This is a genomic window from Jejuia sp. G7-7 (genome assembly GCF_055808955.1).
In genome coordinates this window covers 1,818,546-1,841,261 of the sequence record NZ_JBVVSZ010000002.1, presented here as the reverse complement: position 1 = coordinate 1,841,261, position 22,716 = coordinate 1,818,546, and the positions used below count along the sequence as shown (strand labels likewise).

The following is a 22,716-nucleotide window of genomic DNA, read 5'->3' as shown; positions in this document are numbered from 1 at the left end:
ATGAACATTACAAATTCTAATCTTTAGTTAAAAACTCTCTGAGCGTCTCCGTGGTTCTCAGCGCAACTCTACGTTATAAACAGAACTAAATCTTCAAAATTCGCTCCTTTTGTACTCGAAACGGTTTGATTTTTGGAAGTTCGGTAATGGCAGTATTGATGTGTTTTAGCGCCATTTTCTTATCGCTTTTGTAAGTGTAAATTTGCGCCAAACGGTAGTGTGCCCATGCCTTTGGAACACCATCCTCGGCAGAATAATTATCTAAATAAATTTGCAGACATTTTTTGCCTTTCTCTAACTCTAAATTGTATTCTGCGGCCACTTTACCTATTTGGTAATGTAATGCATTTCTGTGGTGGTGTTTTTTTGCTTCCTCTAAATTTGCGATAGCTTTTTGAGGTTGCTTTTTATTTTCGTAGAATTTGGTAAGCTTATCAAAACAGGTTAATGAACCGCCTTCTTTAATAGCCATTTTATAATATTTCTCAGCTAATTCGGGTTCGTCGTCATACTCATACACATAGCCTTTTGCAAGGTAACCATCAACCTTAGAAAGCTGTTCCAGTTCCTCAGCATACTTTAACGATTTGCTTTTACTACCGCCAATAATCCCCGGAAGTTGCATATACAATTCCACCAATGCCCAACGTGCATTGATGTGATTTTTATCCAGTTGGGCAGCTTTAATAAATGCATTTTTTACATCGCCTATAAAACCTAGGGCCTTAAATTTATTTTCGAGTGCTTTCATGCCCAAAACTCCGCCATATTTATAATGATAGTTGGCTGTTTCGGGTTTTGCTTCTACTAATTTTTCGTATTCGTCAATGGCATCATTCCATTTTTTTTGATGTCCGTAAGCATCTCCTAAAAGCTCGATTGCTTCTAAATTATCAGGATGTTTTTCTAAATATTTTTTAACTATAGTTTCAGCTTTTTTGAACTGGTTTTGCTTAAAAAGTGATTCTACCTCATCCAAATTACTCTGAGAAAAGCTTAAAATAGGTAGTAAAAAAAGGAGCAACATGTTTTTCATAACATCACAAAAATAACTTTTTTTAGACGAGTTTATTTTCTGATTAAGATAATCTTAAGATTTAGCATTTCATTAATACTTGAGACGACTATTTTACCCACAAAATGATTAACTTCCCTCACTCAACGCCACCATTTACCCATTTATTGTTTTTTGGAATGGCTTTTGAATGTAGTTTGGAGACAATATTAAACCCATACTGAAATGAATTCAGCATATATAAAACAGTCACTTTTATTAGTTATGATACTATTATTTTCAACCTTTTCTAACGCGCAAAACTCTAATTATGAGGATTTATGGAGCGAAGTAGAAAAATTGGAGAATGAGGGTTTACCAAAATCTGCTTTGAAAATTGTAGAGCGTATTGAAACGCAAGCTAATACTGATAAAAACCATCCACAACTTATTAAAACCATGCTATTTAAAAGCAAATATGCTTTGGTTATTGAGGAAGATGCGCAATTAAATATTATCAATGATTTTAAAACTTCGATTAACGACAATGAATTCCCAGTAAAAAATGTTTTAGAAAGTATTTTGGCGAATTTGTATTGGCAATATTTTCAGCAAAACAGATGGAAATTTTATAACCGTACCAAAACTTCTGAAAAAGTAGATACTGATGATTTTAGAACATGGGATTTACAAACGCTTTTTGATGAAATTCATAAGCATTATCAAAAATCTTTAGATAATGGTTTACTCCTGCAATTAGAACCTTTGAATAAATATGATGCGCTTTTAAATACACAAAAAGATTCTAAAATTTACAGACCAACGTTGTTTGATTTTTTAAGTCATACGGCTTTAGAATTTTACAAAACCAATGAAACACATATTACCAAGCCTGCTTATAAGTTTGAAATCGATAATCCTGAGTTTTTAACAGATGCTGAAACATTTTCGGTTTTAAACATTGAATCGAAAGACGAAACTTCGCTGCAATTAAACGCTTTAAAGATTTACAAAAATTTAATTAGGTTTCATTTAAAAGATGCATCGCCTTTTGCTTTAGCTGATGTTAATATTGAGCGTTTGAAGTTTATAAATCAACATGCTACGTTTAATGATAAACAAGACATCTATTTAAAGAGTTTACAAACCGAAAGTAATCGCTTAAAAACGCATGAAGTTTCTGGTTTATATGATTTTGAAATAGCTTCAACTTACTATCAACAAAGCTCTCAATACAATGCAAGAACAAATGAGGTGAACCGTTGGAAAGCTAAAGATGCTATTGAAATCTGTAACAGCGTTATCTCAAAATTCACTAAAAGCAAAGGGGCAGAAAATTGTGTAGTTTTAAAATCTCAAATTGAACAAGAAACCCTTCAAATTACTTCAGAGTCCTTTTTACCAATTCAAAAGCCTGCACGCATATTAGTCAGCTATAAAAATTTAGATTTTATTTCGTTTAAAGCTTATAAATTATCTGAAAAGCAATTTAAGAAATTCAATAAAACGTATAGAAAAGATGAGCAATGGGCGTTCATTCAAAAAATGGATGCTTCTGAAACATGGGATAACACGCTTAAAAACGAAAACGATTTTCAGAGGCATACTACTGAGGTTTTAATGCCAAAATTAAACAATGGTAAGTATTTAATTGTGGCTTCAACCAAAAAGAGCAACGCCAATAATTTTGCATTTGCCCATGTTCAAGTCACAAATTTGGCATTGGTTGAAAATGAAACACCTCAGCATAAAATATTTCAAATTATTAACAGAAATAATGGTACACCAATTGCGAATGCTGATGTTATTATGTCCTATTTCCCCAGAGGTTCAAAGATTAAACAAATTAAAGATTACCGCTCAAATACTTTAGGAGAAATTAAAATTGAAAAAAGTAATAGTTGGTACAGAAACGTAAATTTAAAAGTTAGAAACGGTAATGATGTTGCTTATTTTGGGGATTATTATTTGAATCAATATTTTAAAGACCAAAAACAAAGCATAAGTTATACATCATTTTTATTTACAGACAGAAGTATATACAGGCCAGCACAAACGGTTTATTTTAAAGCCATTGCTATGAAAACTGAAGATGGTAAATCTGAGGTTTTAGAAAATGAAGATATCATTATTAGCCTCTTAAATGTAAATCGTGAAGAAGTTTCTAAATTACAGTTAAAAACTGGCGAGTTTGGTTCGATAGCTGGAAGTTTTATTCTTCCAAATAACACCTTAACTGGTGAATTTAGTATCGAGATAACATCAAAATCTAATAAATTTAGAATGTTTAAATATTTTTCAGTCGAAGAATACAAACGTCCAAAGTTTGAAACCAAATTCACCCCCATTACTGAAACCTTTAAAATTAATGATTCTATTACCATAAAAGGAAATGCTTTGGCATACGCTGGCAGTAACATTACCGACGCTAAAGTGGTGTACCGCGTGCATAGAAAAGTACAATACCCGCGTTGGTATTTTTGGCACAGACCTTATATAAATAGTGAACCTCAAGAAATTACTCATGGCGAAAGCATCACAAATGACAAAGGCGAATTTGAAATTACATTTAAAGCCATTCCAGATCAAAGCGTTGACAAAAGCAGTCTCCCAATTTTTAAATATGAAGTTACTGCCGATATTACCGATTTAAATGGCGAAACCAGAAGCGCAACAACTGTTGTAAATGTTGGTTATCATGCGTTGACTGCTAATTTAAGTATCGATGAGCGTTTAGATAAAACTAAAAAAGACCACAGCATTACCATTGACACCAAAAACTTAAATGGCGAATTTGTACCTGCAAAAGGAACAATTAAAATTTATAAGTTAGAAGCACCCAATTCGGTATTACGACCTCGTCCATGGGTTGCGCCAGATTATCAAGAGATTTCTAAAGAAAACTTTAAAAAATTATTCCCTCATGATGCTTATACTAACGAACATAATAGTAACAATTGGAAAAAAGGCGCATTGGTTTTAGAGGAATCATTTGACACTAAAACCTCTAAAGCTGTTAAACTGGGAAAACTCAAAAAATGGACTTCAGGTCAATACCTTATTACCCTTGAAAGCAAAGATAAGTTTGGGCAATTGGTTAAAGATGAAGTTAAAACAACTCTTTTTAGTACTGCTGACAAAACCTTAGCAGACCATCAACTATTCAGTATTACAACAGATAAATCATCATACAATGCTAGAGATACAGCACACATAACTTTAGCGTCTTGTGCTAACAATTTAGTTGTCACGATTTCAGTAGAAAAGGATAAAAAGATTATTAAAACTGAAATTATCACTTTAAATAATTCTAAAAAAACATTTCAGTTCCAGTTAACACAAATGATCTGGGCGGTTTTGTAATTCATTACAGTTTTGCTTTTGCAAATAGTTTCCAGTCAGGTTCTGAGTTGATAGCTGTGCCTTATCCAAAAACCAATTTAGAGATTGAAACTTTAACGTTTAGAGATAAGTTACAACCTGGAACTGATGAATCCTGGCAATTTAAAATTAAAGGCCCTTATGGCGATAAAGTAAGTGCTGAATTATTGGCTAGCATGTATGATGCCTCTTTAGACCAATTTAAATCGCATGCTTGGAATTTTAATCCCATAAACAATCCAACCTATTACGCTCACAGAAATTCAAGAGCAAATCAAAGTTTTGGGAATAAGAATTTTAGAATTTATCAAGATAGATTTCGTGCCAATTATACTAATCAAACTTATGACCAATTGAATTGGTTAGGGTTGTATTTTGGGAATGAAAGACAAAATAGGTTAGCTAGAGCTGTTTATGGTTTTACATCTGGCTCTCCTGGAGCAGTAGACAACGTAATTGTAACTAGAAAAGCTTCAAGTAAAGAGGCTACGGAAATGTTTAAATCAGATTCTAAATTAGAACAAGTTATTGTTTTAAACGAATCTGATGATAAAGCGATAGTTTATAGTTCTGAAACCGAACAAGGAGAAGGAACAGTTATAGGAAAAATTTTAAAAGAAAAAGAAGAAAAACCAAACTTCGACAACATCAAAATCCGTAAAAACCTTCAAGAAACTGCCTTTTTCTTTCCGCAGTTAAAAACAGATCCTGAAGGCAACATAAGTTTCAGTTTTACAACACCAGAAGCCTTAACCCAATGGAAACTGCAATTATTGGCACATACCAAAACTTTAGAAAGTGCTACTAAAACTTTAACCACAGTTACCCAAAAAGAATTGATGGTAATTCCCAACGCACCACGATTTTTACGAGAAGGAGATAATATTACTATCAGCGCAAAAATTGCAAACCTCACAGAAAACCAACTTTCAGGACACGCAAAATTAATTTTAACCGATGCTATTTCTGGAAAAGACATTACCCAGAATTTGCTAAGTTCTCCCCTTCCGGGGAGATGTCCGAAGGACAGAGGGGGACGGGGGCTTCTTCTTTTTCTGTCGCTCCTTCAGGTAATACTAGCGTATCATGGCAATTGAATATTCCAGATAACGTGCAAGCAGTACAATATAAAGTGATTGCAAAATCAGGCGACTTTAGTGATGGCGAGCAAAATGCATTACCTGTATTATCAAACAGAATGTTGGTTACCGAAACTTTACCGATGTGGATAAGAAGTAACCAAACAAAAATATTCACTTTAGATAAATTAAAAACCAATACCTCAACAACGCTAAAACATCATAAGTTGACTTTGGAAATGACTTCCAATCCTGCGTGGTATGCAGTCCAAGCATTGCCTTATTTAATGGAATATCCTTATGAGTGTAATGAGCAAACATTTTCGAGATATTACGCTAATGCTTTGGCTAGCCATATTGCAAATTCAAATCCAAGAATTCAGGCCGTTTTTAAGCAATGGAGAAATACAGATGCTTTGCTTTCTAATTTAGAAAAGAATGAAGAACTAAAGTCCATTTTAATACAAGAAACACCTTGGTTGCGTGATGCACAAAGTGAAACAGAACAGAAAAAACGAATTGCTTTATTATTCGATTTGAATAAAATGAATAATGAATTGCAATCTGCCATGAACAAACTAAAAAGCAATCAAATGGCTTCTGGTGGCTGGTCTTGGTTTAAAGGCGGTTACGAAAACCGATACATTACCCAACATATTATTGCTGGTTTCGGACACTTAAATAAATTGAATGCCATTTCAACAGAGCAAGGGGCAAACGATGAGAAATCTCATTATCAAATGATTTCAAAAGCCATTAACTATCTTGATACGCAATTCATAAAAGAATACAAAGACATTAGAAAATACGATGCAAAAGTAGACTTAAATAAAGACCATTTAAGCCATACGCAATTACATTATTTATACATGCGAAGCTTTTTTCCAGGGATAAAAAAATCAAAAGAAGTTGAAACAATTATAAATTACTATCAAACGCAAATCCAAAATTATTGGTTATCGCGCTCTTTATATTCAAAAGGTTTAATGGCTTTAATTTCGCATAGGGCTAATGATGCTAAAACTGCTTCTAAAATTTTAAAATCTCTAAAAGAAATAAGCATCACTTCCGAAGAATTAGGCATGTACTGGAAAGCAAACATAAACTCATGGTATTGGTATCAAGCACCTATAGAAACGCAAGCCTTATTAATTGAAGCTTTTGGAGAAATTGAAAACGACACTAAAACTATAGACAACTTAAAAATCTGGTTACTTAAAAACAAACAAACTAACCAATGGAAAACAACCAAAGCCACTACTGAAGCTGTTTATGCTTTATTGCTTCAAGGAAGCGATTGGTTGTCTGTAACAGATATGGTTGATGTAGTTTTAGGCGGACAGCAAATAGAACCTTCAAAACTAGAAGATGTTAAAGTTGAAGCTGGAACTGGCTATTATAAAACATCTTGGAATTCATCTGATATTAAACCTGAAATGGGAGAAGTAAAAATTACTAAAAAAGGAAAAGGTATTGCTTGGGGTGCTTTGTATTGGCAATATTTTGAGGATTTGGATAAAATTACTTCAGCAGAGACACCGCTGAAATTAAATAAAAAATTATTCCTTAAAACCAATACAGATAAAGGCGAAGAAATTTCAGAAATCACTTCTGAAACCGATTTAAAAGTGGGAGATTTGGTAAGAGTTCGTATTGAATTACGTAGCGACAGAAATATGGAATTTTTACATATGAAAGACATGAGAGCTTCTGGATTAGAACCCGTAAACGTGATTTCTAAATACAAATGGCAAGATGGCTTGGGGTATTATGAAAGTACAAAAGATGCTAGCACAAACTTTTTCTTTGATTATTTACCTAAAGGTATTTATGTTTTTGAATACGACTTAAGAGTGAATAATGCAGGTAATATGAGTAATGGTATAACCACCATTCAGAGTATGTATGCACCTGAATTTAGTAGCCATAGTGATGGTATTAGAATTAATATTGAATAATGTATTTGTTAGTTTGAGTGTTTCGGCCCGACAAAGCCCAAGATAGTTTTATTTATAATTAACTATCTTTCAAAGTACTAACTAATACATATAGCATTATGAATTCAAAAGTTTTTATGGTTCTAAGAATACTTCTTGGACTGTTCGTTTTAGTGTTTGGGCTAAACAAATTTTTCCATTTTATTCCTATGGAAGAAATGTCTGCTGATGCAGGAGCTTATTTTGGCGCATTGGTAAATACAAAAACATTAACATTAGTTGCAATTGTAGAAATTGTTGCAGGTTTAGCTCTAATCTTTAACAAATTTGGAGCATTATTAGCGTTAATTTTAATGAGTATTTCTGTTAATGCAGTCTTATTTCACGCCACACTAGCACCAGAGAGTATCCCAGGGGCTTTGGTGTTATTGATTTTAAATATTTTAGTCCTTTACGGATATAAAGATAAGTACAAGGGCTTACTGAGTTAACCCTGATTACAACATTAAAAAAGAGGTATTAAATGCCTCTTTTTTAATTTTCTTAACTTTGCATAGTTCTAATAAAAAGCAACATGTATTACTACCGCCCCAAAATTGGTAATTACATAAAAACTCTAATCCTACTAATATTAGTTTTTAGTACAATTTCTTGTGCTTCAAAAACAACCGTTATAGATGGTATTGATTTAGACAAAAAACCTAGGCTTTTATTTATCAATTATACACTTTCTAAAGCAAAGTCTGAAACAACTAAAGTAGACTACATCAACCACTCTGTTGTTGATGGAAAACTAAAGCATAGAAGTAATAAGTTTATTGCGAAACCATCAATTGGAGATTTAAAATGTACTCAGTTAGATAAAAAATCTTCCCCTCTATATTCAGTATTTATTAAAAACCCTTTTATCAAATTTATTGAAGTTGTTGATGACTCCCTTAACTTTAAAATGAGACAAGTAAGACAAAATAATGTCCCATTGTCTTTGAGATTACAATTACACCCCAACACAAAGTATATTGAAATAAGTAAAGTTTTAGATACTTTAGAGCACACAAAAAAACTCATTAAAACAACTTTAGAATAACATGAAATATTTTATAGTTTTAATATGTATTTTGGCTACAACGTTAGTTAAAGCTCAAGTTTTCCCAACCGAGACACTTCTGTTATCAGGCGAAAAAAGCAAACGTATTAATCTTGTTATTCTGAGTGAAGGTTACCAATCTACTGAATTAGATCAATTTATTATTGATGCTAATAAATTTGTAACTGAAATGTTTGGACAAGCTCCATTTAACGCATACAAAGATTATTTTAATGTCTACGCGGTTAGGGTGCCATCTAGCCAAAGTGGTGCTGACCATCCTGCTAATGCTACTGATGTTGATGAGTCTGGAGCAACTCCCGTTTTTGTAAACACCTATTTTAATGCCACTTATGATTCTTTTGGTAATCATAGAAGATTATATTATGAAATAGATGGTAATAATACCAACAATACAGAACTAATAATAAACTCAGTTTTAGCATCAAATTTGCCAGAATATGACCAAGCAATCATTATTGTAAATTCAAGTGAATACGGAGGTAGTGGAGGCGATTTTCCTATGGCATACAATGGGTATTGGGGAGCGGCTGTAACTATTCATGAAGTTGGTCACTCTATGTTTGATTTAAAAGATGAATATTACCCAGGAGATGTGTTAGCTGGAGAAGCCATTAATATGACTCAAGAGACAAATACTAGTTCTGTAAGGTGGAAAAATTGGATAAACTCAAATAACATTGGTATTTATCAACATGAAGACTTTGATGGTAATTTAAAGGATTGGTATAGGCCACATCAAAATTGTATCATGAGGGATATTACTAAATCATTTTGCCCTGTTTGTACAGAAGGAATTATTGAAAAAATTCATGATTTAATATCTCCAATAGATTCGTATTTACCTAATAATGTTACAGTTGACAACCCTACTTTTCCTTTAAATTTTGAATTGAATCTTATTAAAACCGTTCCTAATACTTTAAAAAGTGAATGGACATTAAATGGCGCTAACGTTGGAACTGATGTAGACGATATATCGATTTTAGAAGCTGATTTAAATGAAGGTGCCAACACATTAACGGCTGTTGTTTATGATGACAGCCCTATGCTGAAAGTTGACAACCACAACACAACCCATGTTTACACAGTTACTTGGACTATTAATTACTCTGCATTAAGTATCGATGATATTAGTGTAAAAGAAAATAATTATAATATTTCGTTGTATCCAAATCCAACTAACGATATTATGAATTTCAAAATAGAAAGTAATAATACTATTGCAGTAAAAGTTGATATTACTAGTTTGGATGGTAAAACAATAAAATCACTAAACATCTCAAATTACGAAAATATAACAGTAGATATTAGCAATTTAAGTTCAGGTATTTATGTAGCAAACTTTTACTCTAATTCTACTTTAATTGCCAGTAAAAGGTTGGTTAAAAATTAATAGATTTCTGCCTTCTCAGGAATAACAAATAGTGCTACGTCTTAATTACTTTTTAGGAGGATATTTCTTGAATATTTTTTCCACAATAGCATTAAGTCGTGCTTCGCGTTTTTCTGGTGTTGCTCTTGGGTTGAAACTAGACTCGCTTACAGCTTGCCAAAACAATCCTTTACCTTTTTCATCTACAAAATCGATGGTAATTTGTCGGTTTATTTCTGCTTGCCCTATGGGTAACCCTATGGAAATTCCACCTCCAACGTTTCCGCCACCGCCTCCTACTCCAACACCAACAGTTTGTCGTTGCGGGCCTTGAAACTCGGTACTTTTTATATCTATCAGGAAATCTGGATTTTCAGAAACAGTAAATCCGTTTGCCTTCATTTTAACATCTATTGCATCTAATAAACGTTTTGTATCCAATTGGCTTAAGCCTGTTTCTAAATCTCCAAAATACTGATACGTTTTATATTTTGAAAAATCTACAGCTTTATCATAATCGTAGTTTACATAAATTGGAGCACAGGACACAAAAAACACCAATAAAGTAATACCTAGAAATCGTTTCATAGTTTTAATTTTTGAATAAATTTAATCAAAAATTATTCCACAATGCTTTACTTAAAACATTTAGTGTAGAAAACTTAATGCTCTTCTATTTTCTTATCCACAGATTTTGTAAGTGCTGAAGAAATAATCCCTGTGGGTATAGCTACAATACCTAAACCAATCATAAGAATAATAAATGTAAAGACCTTCCCGCCTACTGTAATGGGATACACATCGCCGTAACCTACAGTTGTCAAAGTAATTATTGCCCACCATAGACTATCAAATATTGAAGAGAAATGCTCTGGCTGTGCTTCATTTTCAAAATAATAAATACCAACAGCCGAGAAATATATTAAGATTAATGTGATAAATATGAATAAGAAAATTTCTTCTTTTGCTGATTTTATAGCCGATGTAAAATGATTCATGGCTCTATTGTAGCGCACCAATTTTAAAATTCTAAACAGACGCAAAAAACGTAATGCTCTTAGTGAACGTAAGTCCACACCAAAAGACAAGTAAAAAGGTAAAATGGCAAGAAAATCAATTATTCCAAAAAAGCTAAAAATGAATTTTGGTTTACTATCAGCAACATAAATTCTTAACACATATTCTAAAGAAAAAATGATGACACTAAACCATTCAATAGACTGAAGTATAACTTTGGTTTGAGGTTTTAAATCTGGAATAGTCTCAATTGAAAATGTAATGACAGATATTAAAATTAAGCCTTGTATAAAAAAAGCGAAGTATCTACTTTTTTTATTATCATTAATCTCTACAATACTTTTGATATACTGTTTCATATGGAAACCTGATTATACTGTAAAAAAACAAAAAAATAATTGAATACATTTAATCATTCAAAATACTCCAAAGTTTATCCTTCAACTCTGTAATACCTTGTTGCGCAACCGAAGAAATAAATAAGTAAGGAATAGGAAGTTCGTTATCCAACTCTATTTTTAATTCAGCTTTAAGTTCTTCATCCAACATATCACTTTTAGAAATTGCGATAATACGCTCCTTATCAAGCATTTCTGGATTATAACGTTTCAATTCATCTAAAAGAATATCGTATTGTTTTTTAATATCATCAGCATCGGCTGGGATTAAAAATAATAATACCGAGTTACGTTCTATGTGACGTAAAAAATAATGTCCCAAGCCTTTACCTTCTGCAGCACCCTCGATTATCCCCGGAATATCTGCCATCACAAAAGTTTTAAAATCTCGGTATTCTACAATTCCTAAATTGGGCTTTAAGGTTGTAAACTCGTAATCAGCAATTTTAGGTTTCGCTGAAGTTACCACCGAAAGCAATGTAGATTTTCCTGCATTAGGAAAACCTACCAAACCAACATCGGCAAGCACTTTCAATTCCATGGTAATGTACTTCTCTTCAACCGGCATACCAGGTTGAGCGTATCTTGGAGTTTGATTTGTTGAAGATTTAAAATGCCAGTTTCCTAAACCTCCTTTACCACCTTCAACTACAATTTTTTCTTCGCCATCTTTAGTTATTTCGAAGAGAATCTCATTAGTTTCTGTATCTCTAATAACAGTTCCAAGAGGCACATCAACATAAACATCTTCTCCATCGGCTCCTGAACTTCTACTTTTACTCCCATGCTCGCCATGACCTGCACGACTATGTTTTTTAAACTTTAAATGAAGTAATGTCCAAAGGTCTGATTTTCCTCTAACAATAACATGACCACCACGACCACCATCACCACCATCGGGTCCTCCTTTAGTAATATACTTTTCACGATGTAGATGTGCAGACCCTTGTCCTCCTTTTCCAGAAGAGACAAACATTTTTACATAATCGACAAAATTTCCTTCAGTCATGATTCAAGTTAAAAGTTACAAGTTAACAGTTAAGAGTTTTGCTACTCTTACTTTTAAAATATAAAAACTATAACTTCAATTAAAAGTTATAGTTTTTATTGCTAGATTTCTGCTTTAGCAAAAATTTACAAATTATTAATAACAGTACTTAATCGTACCGTTATATCTTTAATACTGCCAACACCATCAACACCAAAATATTTATCTTGAGCTGTATAGTAATCTTTTAAAATGGCAGTTTCATTATAATATACTTTAATTCTGTTTCTAATCACAGATTCATCAGCATCATCAGCACGTCCGCTTGTTTTTCCTCTTTCTAACAAACGTTTTACTAAAACTTCATCATCAACTTCTAAAGCAATCATCGCGTTAATTTGAGAATCTTTGCTGTCCATTAATTTATCTAAAGCATCTGCTTGAGCATTTGTACGTGGAAATCCATCAAAAATAAAACCATTAGCATCAGCATTTTTTTCAACCTCAGCATTCAACATATCTATAGTAACTTGGTCTGGAACTAATGCACCTTTATCAATATATGATTTGGCTAACATACCTAAAGCCGTTTCATTTTTAATATTGAATCTAAAAACATCTCCTGTTGAAATATGCACCAAATTATATTTCTCTTTTAAAAATTCTGCTTGCGTTCCTTTCCCTGCTCCTGGAGGGCCAAATAGCACTAAGTTTGTCATGTGTTGTGTTTCTTTAATTTGATATACTTCAGGTAAATCCCTACCTAAATTATCATAGTCTAATCCGTAACCAACTATGAATTTATTAGGAATTTTTATACCTATATAATGTAATTTAAAATCTTTTTTGTAGGCTTCAGGTTTATAAAAAAGCGTAGCAATTTTAAGCGATTTTACATTTTCATTTTTAAAAATACGATGTACTTCTGCTAAAGTTTTTCCTGTATCAATAATATCTTCTAAAATGATTACTGTACGTCCTGTTAAATCTTGCGTTAATCCAATCAATCTTTGAATATCTTCGCTCGACTTTACACCTTCATATGAAGCTAATTTAACAAATGTAACTTCGCATGGTTTAGGATATTTCTTCACAAAATCGCTGGTTAACATAAACGACCCATTTAAAATACCCACAAAAACTGGAATTTCGTTACCAATATCATTTGCAATTTCGGCAACTAATTTATCAACAGCAGTTTCAATTTCAGCAGCAGAAATAAATGGTTTAAAATATTTGTCGTGAAGTTTTATCACCTAAAGTTAAATTTGAAAGTCGCAAAGATAATCAATAGATTAACTATTACCGATTTTTTATGTTTGTTTTGCCAGAAACGTCAGTCTTCCTAAAATATTGAAAACAAAAAAAAGTCATAACAATTAAGCTATGACTCTTTTCACTTTTTAGTTAGAAACTTATTTTTTTATAAACTTAACAGAATGCTTAGCATCAATACTTAAGAAATAAACACCGTTTTTTAAAAATTTTATATCAATTGAACCTCTTTGATTTAATTTACCAGACATAAGTTCTTTGCCAACGATATTATAAACTTTATATGGCTTATTCAAAAAATCTTTAGAAACCTTTATGTATTCCGATGCTGGATTTGGGTATACTTTAAGTGTATGTGTTTCTAAATCTTTTGATGAAAGGGTGCTACAAACTTCTGCTTGAAAATTTGGACCTAATCCTGAAAATGGCATTCCAGGCATATTAAAATTTAGGGCCAATAATAAACCTATTTCAACGTCAGAAGTAATTACTGGTGGAGATGAAATAAGTTGTTGAATAACTAATTGTACTAAGGGGTTTTTAAAAAGAGCAAATTCACTAATATCAAAACCTCCTGAATTAGCTAAATTACCTTTGATTGTTTCTGGGTTTATACTCCCCATTAAACCATATAATTCAACCAAATTAATTTGAGTTGATATTTCTTCTTCACCATTAATATACAAGGTAATTCTTCCTTTATCACAAACTACAGCTATGTGATGACATCCAGATTCTAATGATGCATTTGAAACGATACTGTAACCTATTGCAGGAATTTCAAATTTTAATTTATAATCATCTGTAATGGTAATGGATGAAAATACTTGTCCACTTTCATTAGACCATGAAAACAACGTTGAACCTTTAACGTTAATTTTGATTTTTGCCATTACCGTAAAATCTGCTGTTAAAGGCAAATTATAAGGTAAATTGGAAACAGTAGTAAACATCGTTGAGTTAGCGTTATACACTTTAGATTCTTTTGTATTACTTCCAAAGCATAAACTAGAGGAGATAACAACGACCAGTAAAACGCTTAGATATTTTAAAAAAGTAGTCTTTATCATAATATTGATTTTTAATCATAATTTAGGTACTGTACAAACCTAATACTTAATGCAAATAATACGTCTAGGTTTTTGATCACATCATCGAAAATTATGTCCTTTTTTTCATTCAATTCACCGAAGAATCAAGTATTAAAAGGGTTTGAAAGCTTTTAGCACTATTCTAAAAACTAACAATCATTTGTAACAATTCATTTCATATTTAAGTGTATTTTTGCAACATTAGGTAATTTATAATTTCAATAAAAAAGGATTAATGAACTACTTTTCTTCAAATTTCAAATTAGGCATACTCGGTGGTGGCCAACTAGGTAAAATGTTACTTTACAACACAAGAAAATTTGATATTTACACTTGTATCTTAGATGCAAGTAATCAAGCTCCAAGTAAAATTGCCTGTGATGAATTTCATCAAGGAGATTTAATGGATTATAATGCAGTTTATAACTTCGGAAAACAAGTAGATGTATTAACTATTGAGATTGAAAACGTAAATGTTGATGCGCTTGAAGCTTTAGAAAAAGAAGGTATTAAAGTATATCCAGCTTCTCAAACATTACGCACCATTCAAAACAAGGCAAAGCAAAAATTGTTTTATCGAGATAATGACATTCCTACTTCTGAATTTACTCGATTTGCTTACCTATCTGAAATTGAAGATGCTATTGATAATGGAGGCTTAGAATTGCCGTTTGTATGGAAGGCAGCTCAGTTTGGTTATGATGGTAATGGTGTAAAAGTAGTTAGAAAATTATCAGATTTAGAAGGCTTACCTAAAGGAGAATGTATTGCTGAAGATTTAATTCCGTTTAAAAACGAATTGGCTGTAATTGTGGCTAGAAGTGCCTCAGGAGAAACAAAAACGTATCCTGTAGTTGAAATGGAATTTCATCCAGAAGCAAACCAAGTGGAGTATGTTATTTGTCCTGCTAGAATTTCAAACGAAGTTGCAAAAAAAGCAGAAGAAGTTGCTATAAAAGTGTCTAAAGCATTTAATCATGTAGGGTTGTTAGCCGTTGAAATGTTTCAAACAGAAAATAACAAAATATTAGTAAACGAAGTCGCTCCTAGACCTCACAACTCTGGACATCAAACTATAGAAGCAAGTTACACTTCTCAATTTGAGCAACACATTCGTGCTATTTTAGATTTACCTTTGGGAAGAACTGATAGTAAAGTTGGAGGAGTAATGGTAAACTTAGTAGGAGCAGAAGGACATACAGGTAATGTTATTTATAAAAATATTGAAAACATCATGAAAATGGATGGTGTAACACCGCATATTTATGGTAAAAAGCAAACACGTCCGTTTCGTAAAATGGGTCATGTTACCATTGTTAATGAAAATTTAAATGAAGCAAGACGAGTTGCTGAAGAAGTTAAAAAATCTATTAAAGTAATAAGCGAATAGTTATGGGTAAAGTAGGTGTAATTATGGGAAGTAAAAGCGACCTCCCAGTAATGCAAGATGCAATAGACATCTTAAAAGGTTTTGATATTGAAGTTGAAGTTGATATCGTTTCGGCTCACAGAACTCCAGAAAAATTATTCGATTACGGTAAAAATGCCCATACTAGAGGGTTTGCTGTTATTGTTGCAGGAGCTGGTGGTGCTGCACATTTACCCGGAATGATTGCATCCTTATCCCCTCTTCCTGTAATTGGTGTTCCTGTAAAAAGCAGTAACTCTATTGATGGTTGGGATTCTATACTATCCATTTTACAAATGCCAGGAGGTGTTCCTGTAGCTACTGTTGCATTGAATGGTGCAAAAAATGCTGGTATATTAGCAGCTCAAATTATTGGTGCAAATGATACTTGTGTTTTGGATAAAATAGTTGCTTATAAAGAGGGATTAAAAATTAAAGTGAATGAATCTGCTAAGGATTTAAAATAGAGAAACCCCAACAAAAATGCTGAGGTTTCATTAGCTATTAACAATAATCCTTAAGAGTTATAAGTTAACTCCTCTGAAAAATCTGCGCAAAAATACATCTATTTTACTGTGCATGCATAATAAATATCAAACTTTAACATTTCTTTATCAAAAATGACTCATAACATACTGACAAACAGCTTTCAAACACCATATAATACAGCGCCTTTTTCTAAAATTAAAAACGAAGATTTTCTTCCAGCTTTTAAAAAAGCTATCGCTGATGCTAAATCTGAAATTGATGAAATTACAAATAATGAAGCTGAACCGACCTTTGAAAATACCATTGAAGCTTTAGATTTTTCAGGAGAACAGTTAGATAGAATCTCTAGTGTTTTTTTCAATTTGAATTCAGCTGAAACCAATGAAACAATTCAAAAGATTGCACAAGAAGTGTCCCCTTTACTTTCAGAATTCAGTAATGATATTACTTTAAATGAAGATTTATTTAAACGTGTTAAAGCAGTTTATGAAACTAAACCTGATTTAAATTTAACTGTAGAACAAACCACATTACTAGATAAAAAATATAAAGGTTTTTCTAGAAACGGTGCTAATTTATCAGAAGATAAAAAAGAAAAACTTCGAGAAATTGATAAAAAATTAAGTCAGTTAAAATTAAAATTCGGCGAGAATATTTTAGCTGAAACTAATAAGTTTGAATTACTAATTACAAATGAATCTGATTTAGCTGGTTTGCCTGATGGCGCTAAAGAGGCTGCTAAACAATTAGCAGAATCTAAAGACAAAAATGGTTGGTTAATCACTTTAGATTATCCAAGCTATATTCCTTTTGTGACTTATGCTGATAATCGCGAACTACGTAAAAAAATGACTTTAGCGGCAGGCAGTAAATCTTTTAAGGGAGATGATTTAGACAATCAAGAAAACGTACTTGAAATTGTTAGACTGAGGCACAAGCGCGCAAATTTATTAGGTTATAAAACCCATGCACATTTTGTTTTAGAAGAGCGAATGGCAGAAACACCTGAAACTGTTTTAAAATTTTCAAATGATTTATTGAAGAAAGCAAAACCAGCTGCAGAAAGCGAATTCAAAAACCTAGAGAATTTTGCGAAAGAACTGGATGGTATTGAGCAACTTCAAAAATGGGATGGTGCTTATTATTCTGAAAAACTAAAACAAAAGCTATTTAGTCTAAATGACGAATTATTAAAACCCTACTTCAAATTAGAAAATGTAATTGATGGTGCTTTTATAATTGCCAATAAATTATTCGATTTACATTTTGAAGAAATTGATACTATTGATAAATATCATGAAGATGTTTTAACCTATAAAGTCACAAATACTAAAGGCGATTTTATTTCCATATTTTATGCTGATTTTTTTCCAAGACCAGGGAAACGCAACGGTGCATGGATGACAGTTTACAAACCACAATTCATTAAGAATGGAAAAAATAGCAGACCTCACATTTCTAATGTTTGCAATTTTACCAAACCCACAAAAACAAAACCCTCTCTATTAACTTTTAATGAAGTTACCACGTTATTTCATGAGTTTGGTCATGCATTACACGGCATGTTGGCAAACACGACCTACCCTAGTTTATCTGGAACAAGCGTATTTTGGGATTTTGTAGAATTACCAAGTCAGGTTATGGAAAACTGGTGTTATGAAAAAGAAGCATTAGAGTTATTTGCAACGCATTATGAAACTGGAGAAGTTATCCCGATGGATTTAGTTGAAAAAATAAAAGCATCAGCTACATTCCATGAAGGTATGCAAACATTACGTCAATTAAGTTTTGGCTTACTAGATATGAATTGGCACGCTGGAGAGTCTCCAGAAACTATAAAAGATGTAAAGGCTTTTGAGAATGATGCGTTTAAAAATACATCTTTATATCCTGAAACAAAAGAAACCTGCATGAGTACAGCATTCGCTCATATTTTTCAAGGTGGCTATTCTTCTGGATATTACAGTTACAAATGGGCTGAAGTTTTAGATGCTGATGCTTTTGAATATTTTAAAGAAGAGGGTATTTTTAATAAAACGGTAGCTAATAAATTTAAAGATAATGTACTTAGTCAAGGTGGTACTGAAAACCCTATGACGCTTTACAAACGTTTTAGAGGACAAGAACCTAAGCCAGAAGCTTTGTTGAGGCGTGCTGGATTAGTGAAATAAGTTTATGTATTTAAACGTTTAGGGGTTAATGAAGTTTTTTAAACTACTAAAACACTTATTCGTTTTTATTTTCCTGACTGTATTAACTCAAGTTGGAGGTGTTATTTGGGTTTTATCGTTGGTGCTTTCTCATAAATTAAAAAGGAGAAAGCGCTATATATTTCCTATACTATACTTGAGTTTCAATCTATTTATCATTCCGCCAATTGCCAAACAATTTAAAAGAGAGAATTTGCCTGTGTTTAGCGCAGAATTAAGACCCAGAAATTGGCTGTATCCTTTGCTGTTCAGAAATTATGTAAATTCAAACCTAAAAACAGAATTGAAAAATTCTGCTCATTCACTCTTTAAATCTGGAATTTCAATAACTTATTTGGATGCTAACTTTCCGTTTATAGATGGTTTTCCTTTACTACCTCACTTAAGCCATAATGATGGCAAAAAGATAGACATTTCATTTATGTATTTAGATAATCATGGAAATTCAACAACTAAAAAACCTTCTGTTTCTGGTTATGGGGTTTATACAAATACAGACCAAAATTACTCTTCAAATTCTTGTATTGAAAAAGGGTATTGGCAGTATAATTTTTCAAAGTACTTGTCTTTCGGTACAAATGATAATTTAAGTTTTGATAAAGAAAATACTACAATTTTGATTCATCAGCTACTATCGATTAAATCAACTCAGAAAATATTTATTGAACCTCATCTTAAAAAATTTTTAGGTTTTCAGAATGAAAACAGAATACGTTTTCATGGGTGCCAAGCAGTTCGTCATGATGATCATCTTCATTTTCAAATGAAATAAATTTCTCTTTCATTTTATATATTTCTATTAAATAATGATGACATTTTTTAATTGACACGATGCATAATAAACTTAACACCTTTATTATGAAAACCACTACCCTTTCACTTCTATGTCTTATATTGTTCACGAACGTAAACTCACAAATTACATCAACACTCCAACATGAAAACTTACCAGAATTACCTTTCGATATGGCTTTTTACAATAATGAGCTGTATTTTATTCTTGTAGAAGCTGGTAAAATTGTTAAAACAGATCCTGAAGTTGTTAATGGACCATTGGTTGATGTATTAACTAGTCTTGTTAATCCAACAACTCTAAAATTCATTGGATCTGAACTTTTCTATATTGAAGCTGCAAATAGTAATTTAGATCCCAATACAGGGAAACTTTCTAAAATTGATTTAGCACAAAGTAGCCCCACTCCAACAGTTATAGCTACAGGACTAAATGCTCCTTTTCAGATGGAAGCAAATACAACTGCTACTAAGTTTTATATATCTGAAGTTACTTTTAACCCTGATTTGACATTAAACCAAGCTGATATTTCAGTCGTAGATGTTTCAGGAAGCAGTCCCACAAAAACTATTTTGTATGACCAATATTTTAATATTGAAGATATAACATTTAAGGATAATACCCTTTTCATTTTTGCTCAAGAAAAACAAGGTTCTGAGGGTGGCCCATGGCAGTTATACACTCTAGATGTTACATCCAATACTCCAGCAACGCCTTCCCTATACTACAATGCAATTAACACCCATGCAGGTACTAACCTTGAAGATTTTATATATTTTACCGATTTTGCTAATACTATTTCAAGAATTAATATTACTGATACAACACCTAGCGCTACAGTTATAACCGATAATATTGAATATAATGGTTTAGATGCTTTTGGTTACGAGTGTATAACTAATGGAACAAACACACTATATACTTACGGAGAGAATAGTGATGCATCCAAATTTCTACTTTTTAAAACCGATTTGAGCACCTTATTAAGTGTAGATGAATTTCAAAATAAAGTTACTGCTACGTTGTTCCCTAATCCTTCAAACGATTTTGTAAAACTTAAAGGTTTAAAGCAGACTTCTGATTATGTTATATACAACGTAACAGGGAAAAAAGTACAAAATGGACAAGTTAGTTCTTCAGATTATATATCTGTTAAAGCGCTTAGAAACGGAATTTACTTTTTAAAACTTGAAGATGGCGGTAATTTTAAATTAATTAAAAATTAAACTATAAAGTATCATTTCAATTTACAGTAGTGGAACGTAAATATCCTATTACTGTAAATTTTTCATTCAAAATAAACTTTTAATAATTATTGAAAGTTTAGAAATTATTTATATATTTGTTTTATAATTAAAAGAAAAGAAGTTTTGGAATACCAAGAAGCAAAAGATAAATTTATAAGTACATGGGGAAGTTTAGGCACATTATGGGGCATAAACAAAGCTATGGCGCAAATACAATCGTTGCTTTTTATTTCAACAAAAGCCCTTTCTATGGAAGAGATTATGGAAGAACTTAAAATTTCTCGTGGCAACACGAGCATGAATTTAAGGCAGTTGATGGATTGGGGCATTGTGACTAAAGAATTAATTCCTGGAGAACGGAAAGAGTTTTTTACTACTGAAAAAGATGTACAAGAATTAGCAAGACACATCGCCAAAGAACGTAGCCGAAGAGAGATTAAGCCAGTAATTAAGGTTCTAAAAGACGTGTCTTCTATTAAAGATGATGGCACAGCCAAAACAAAAGAGCTTATAAAACAAACTAAAGCATTACATGATTTAGCTGAAACGGCAGACACAATGATGAATAAAATTGTAAACCAAGAACAAAACTGGATAACTAAGTCGTTGTTGAAATTGATTAAATAAAAAAATTTAAAATGTACTTTCAGTAATTTCTGAAAGTACAATAATAAATGTAACTATGAAAAAATTATATAAAATAAATAGTTGGTTAGTACTAATTACCATTTTACTCTGCTTTACATTTTGGGGAGGGATTATTGCACTTCCAATTCTGGGTTTGACTCAAATCATAATGAGTTTACAAATTATTAATCATTTTAATAGGCTATCAAAGAAAAATAAAACACTATTTATTACCTACTTTATAACAACTGTATCGTCAATAATAATTTTCAAATTGGCGAAAAGTAATGGTATAAACGAGTTAGAATTAATGTTTGTTTGGATGTTTGTTTCTGTGTTTTTAGCATTATTACATTTATACTTAACCTATAAAATCAAAAACTATGAACTATCAAATTCCTAATTGGCTAATCATCCTTGGTGGATGTGGTCAAATATTTACAGCACTAATTTACCCATACATAAGACATCAAGTATTTGATTGGTACAATGATGTAAAACAACTAAAACCTTTAAATCAAGAAATAGCTAAAACTTATGGGAGATATATTCAAGGTTTAAACTTTTCTTTTGGGTTAATAGCCATTTTAATTCCAAATGATTTAAAAAACCATACCGCTTTAGCAATTGCCATTACTGGATTAATTGCAGCCTATTGGGTTGGAAAAGTAGCGACTCAAATTGCATACTACCCTATGTATGAAATTCCTAAAAAATTAATTTTCAAAATAGGAAGTTATTTTATGAATAGTTTATTTACACTTTTCGCCATTGTTTATACTTGGCTTTTCATATATAACTTGATTTTCTATTTCAATCTTTAAAAACTAAGATTATGAAATCCACAACAATAAATTTACAAGAAAAAGCAGAAAATAACCGAATAGAAATGATTGATTTCTATAATGAAGCTACTGAAGATTACGAATTCTGGAGTAAAGATTTCAATATGCACTTTGGTTACTTTATACTTTTTAAAACCAATCCATTTAAAAGAGATAACATGCTCAACGAAATGAATAATCAAATTCTAAAAAAGCTAAAAATCGTAAACAATAAGAGTACATTAATTGACTTAGGATGCGGTATGGGTGGTAGTATAAGATATGTTTTAAAAAACACAAAAAACTATCTGCTTTCGGTATAACACTGTCTGATTTTCAAATTAAAAAGGGTAACGAATTATTAAAAGGCTATAATGGCACTATTTTAAAAGAAAATTATAACAACACCTCTTTTCCAAATGAAACATTCAATGCTGCTATTGCAATTGAAAGCTTCTGTCATTCTGGTCATAGT

20 protein-coding genes and 1 pseudogene are annotated in these 22,716 nt (G+C 31.8%); 15 read left to right on the top strand and 6 right to left on the bottom strand.

The features are described from left to right. Positions 1-85: 85 nt before the first annotated feature. Positions 86-1,027 carry a tetratricopeptide repeat protein gene (locus tag AC0L5U_RS18685; RefSeq protein WP_473417941.1) on the bottom strand — a complete coding sequence of 314 codons (942 nt, stop codon included), beginning with the start codon at positions 1,025-1,027 and terminating at the stop codon, positions 86-88. A gap of 213 nt (positions 1,028-1,240) precedes the next feature. On the opposite strand from AC0L5U_RS18685, the gene AC0L5U_RS18680 reads away from it, so the two are divergent. The 6 genes from AC0L5U_RS18680 (at position 1,241) to AC0L5U_RS18655 (ending at position 9,895) form a co-directional block, all read left to right on the top strand. Beyond that, positions 1,241-4,357: an MG2 domain-containing protein gene (locus tag AC0L5U_RS18680; protein ID WP_473417940.1), complete on the top strand. Its 3,117-nt coding sequence runs from the start codon at positions 1,241-1,243 to the stop codon at positions 4,355-4,357. 56 nt (positions 4,358-4,413) lie between these two features. Next, positions 4,414-5,472 carry an alpha-2-macroglobulin family protein gene (locus AC0L5U_RS18675; protein ID WP_473417939.1) on the top strand — a complete coding sequence of 353 codons (1,059 nt, stop codon included), beginning with the start codon at positions 4,414-4,416 and terminating at the stop codon, positions 5,470-5,472. Next, on the top strand, positions 5,391-7,412 hold the full coding sequence (locus AC0L5U_RS18670; RefSeq protein ID WP_473417938.1) for an alpha-2-macroglobulin family protein: 2,022 nt from the start codon (positions 5,391-5,393) through the stop codon (positions 7,410-7,412). Before AC0L5U_RS18675 ends, AC0L5U_RS18670 begins: the two co-directional genes overlap by 82 nt. A gap of 98 nt (positions 7,413-7,510) precedes the next feature. After that, a complete protein-coding gene (locus AC0L5U_RS18665) occupies positions 7,511-7,882 on the top strand; it encodes a DoxX family protein (RefSeq protein WP_473417937.1) in 372 nt (123 codons plus the stop codon). An 83-nt stretch (positions 7,883-7,965) separates the two neighbouring features. Further along, complete coding sequence (locus AC0L5U_RS18660) at positions 7,966-8,478, top strand: hypothetical protein (protein ID WP_473417936.1); 513 nt, start codon at positions 7,966-7,968, stop codon at positions 8,476-8,478. Position 8,479: 1 nt separating this feature from the next. Then, positions 8,480-9,895 carry a T9SS type A sorting domain-containing protein gene (locus AC0L5U_RS18655; protein ID WP_473417935.1) on the top strand — a complete coding sequence of 472 codons (1,416 nt, stop codon included), beginning with the start codon at positions 8,480-8,482 and terminating at the stop codon, positions 9,893-9,895. 45 nt (positions 9,896-9,940) lie between these two features. Here AC0L5U_RS18655 and AC0L5U_RS18650 read toward each other — a convergent pair whose 3' ends face one another. The 5 genes from AC0L5U_RS18650 to AC0L5U_RS18630 all read right to left on the bottom strand — a co-directional run bounded on the left by AC0L5U_RS18650 (position 9,941) and on the right by AC0L5U_RS18630 (position 14,622). Beyond that, positions 9,941-10,462: a DUF4136 domain-containing protein gene (locus AC0L5U_RS18650; RefSeq protein ID WP_473417934.1), complete on the bottom strand. Its 522-nt coding sequence runs from the start codon at positions 10,460-10,462 to the stop codon at positions 9,941-9,943. 74 nt (positions 10,463-10,536) lie between these two features. Then, positions 10,537-11,250: an ion transporter gene (locus AC0L5U_RS18645; RefSeq protein WP_473417933.1), complete on the bottom strand. Its 714-nt coding sequence runs from the start codon at positions 11,248-11,250 to the stop codon at positions 10,537-10,539. Positions 11,251-11,299: 49 nt separating this feature from the next. Continuing rightward, positions 11,300-12,298 (bottom strand): GTPase ObgE, encoded by a 999-nt coding sequence (gene obgE / locus AC0L5U_RS18640; RefSeq protein ID WP_473417932.1) that lies wholly within the window; start codon positions 12,296-12,298, stop codon positions 11,300-11,302. Between the two features lie 125 nt (positions 12,299-12,423). Continuing rightward, positions 12,424-13,533, bottom strand: a complete 1,110-nt coding sequence (locus tag AC0L5U_RS18635) for an adenylate kinase (protein ID WP_473417931.1) — start codon at positions 13,531-13,533, stop codon at positions 12,424-12,426. 159 nt (positions 13,534-13,692) lie between these two features. Continuing rightward, entirely contained in the window at positions 13,693-14,622 is a 930-nt protein-coding gene (locus AC0L5U_RS18630; protein ID WP_473417930.1) for a T9SS type A sorting domain-containing protein, read from the bottom strand. Positions 14,623-14,878: 256 nt separating this feature from the next. Here AC0L5U_RS18630 and AC0L5U_RS18625 point away from each other — a divergent pair, with 256 nt between their 5' ends. From AC0L5U_RS18625 to AC0L5U_RS18585, 9 genes and pseudogenes are all read left to right on the top strand, one after another. Further along, entirely contained in the window at positions 14,879-16,033 is a 1,155-nt protein-coding gene (locus AC0L5U_RS18625) for a 5-(carboxyamino)imidazole ribonucleotide synthase (RefSeq protein WP_473417929.1), read from the top strand. 2 nt (positions 16,034-16,035) lie between these two features. Beyond that, complete coding sequence (purE, locus tag AC0L5U_RS18620; RefSeq protein WP_473417928.1) at positions 16,036-16,518, top strand: 5-(carboxyamino)imidazole ribonucleotide mutase; 483 nt, start codon at positions 16,036-16,038, stop codon at positions 16,516-16,518. 153 nt (positions 16,519-16,671) lie between these two features. After that, positions 16,672-18,711 carry a M3 family metallopeptidase gene (locus tag AC0L5U_RS18615; RefSeq protein ID WP_473417927.1) on the top strand — a complete coding sequence of 680 codons (2,040 nt, stop codon included), beginning with the start codon at positions 16,672-16,674 and terminating at the stop codon, positions 18,709-18,711. 28 nt (positions 18,712-18,739) lie between these two features. Continuing rightward, positions 18,740-19,522: a hypothetical protein gene (locus AC0L5U_RS18610; RefSeq protein WP_473417926.1), complete on the top strand. Its 783-nt coding sequence runs from the start codon at positions 18,740-18,742 to the stop codon at positions 19,520-19,522. A gap of 86 nt (positions 19,523-19,608) precedes the next feature. Further along, positions 19,609-20,769, top strand: a complete 1,161-nt coding sequence (locus tag AC0L5U_RS18605; protein ID WP_473417925.1) for a T9SS type A sorting domain-containing protein — start codon at positions 19,609-19,611, stop codon at positions 20,767-20,769. 144 nt (positions 20,770-20,913) lie between these two features. Beyond that, positions 20,914-21,417: a GbsR/MarR family transcriptional regulator gene (locus tag AC0L5U_RS18600; protein ID WP_473417924.1), complete on the top strand. Its 504-nt coding sequence runs from the start codon at positions 20,914-20,916 to the stop codon at positions 21,415-21,417. 383 nt (positions 21,418-21,800) lie between these two features. Beyond that, positions 21,801-22,241: a hypothetical protein gene (locus AC0L5U_RS18595; RefSeq protein ID WP_473417923.1), complete on the top strand. Its 441-nt coding sequence runs from the start codon at positions 21,801-21,803 to the stop codon at positions 22,239-22,241. An 11-nt stretch (positions 22,242-22,252) separates the two neighbouring features. Beyond that, on the top strand, positions 22,253-22,564 hold the full coding sequence (locus AC0L5U_RS18590; RefSeq protein WP_473417922.1) for a class I SAM-dependent methyltransferase: 312 nt from the start codon (positions 22,253-22,255) through the stop codon (positions 22,562-22,564). Beyond that, a pseudogene (locus AC0L5U_RS18585) lies at positions 22,522-22,713 on the top strand (class I SAM-dependent methyltransferase); the annotation flags it as partial. The gene AC0L5U_RS18590 and the pseudogene AC0L5U_RS18585, both read left to right, overlap by 43 nt. Between the last annotated feature and the right edge of the window lie 3 nt (positions 22,714-22,716).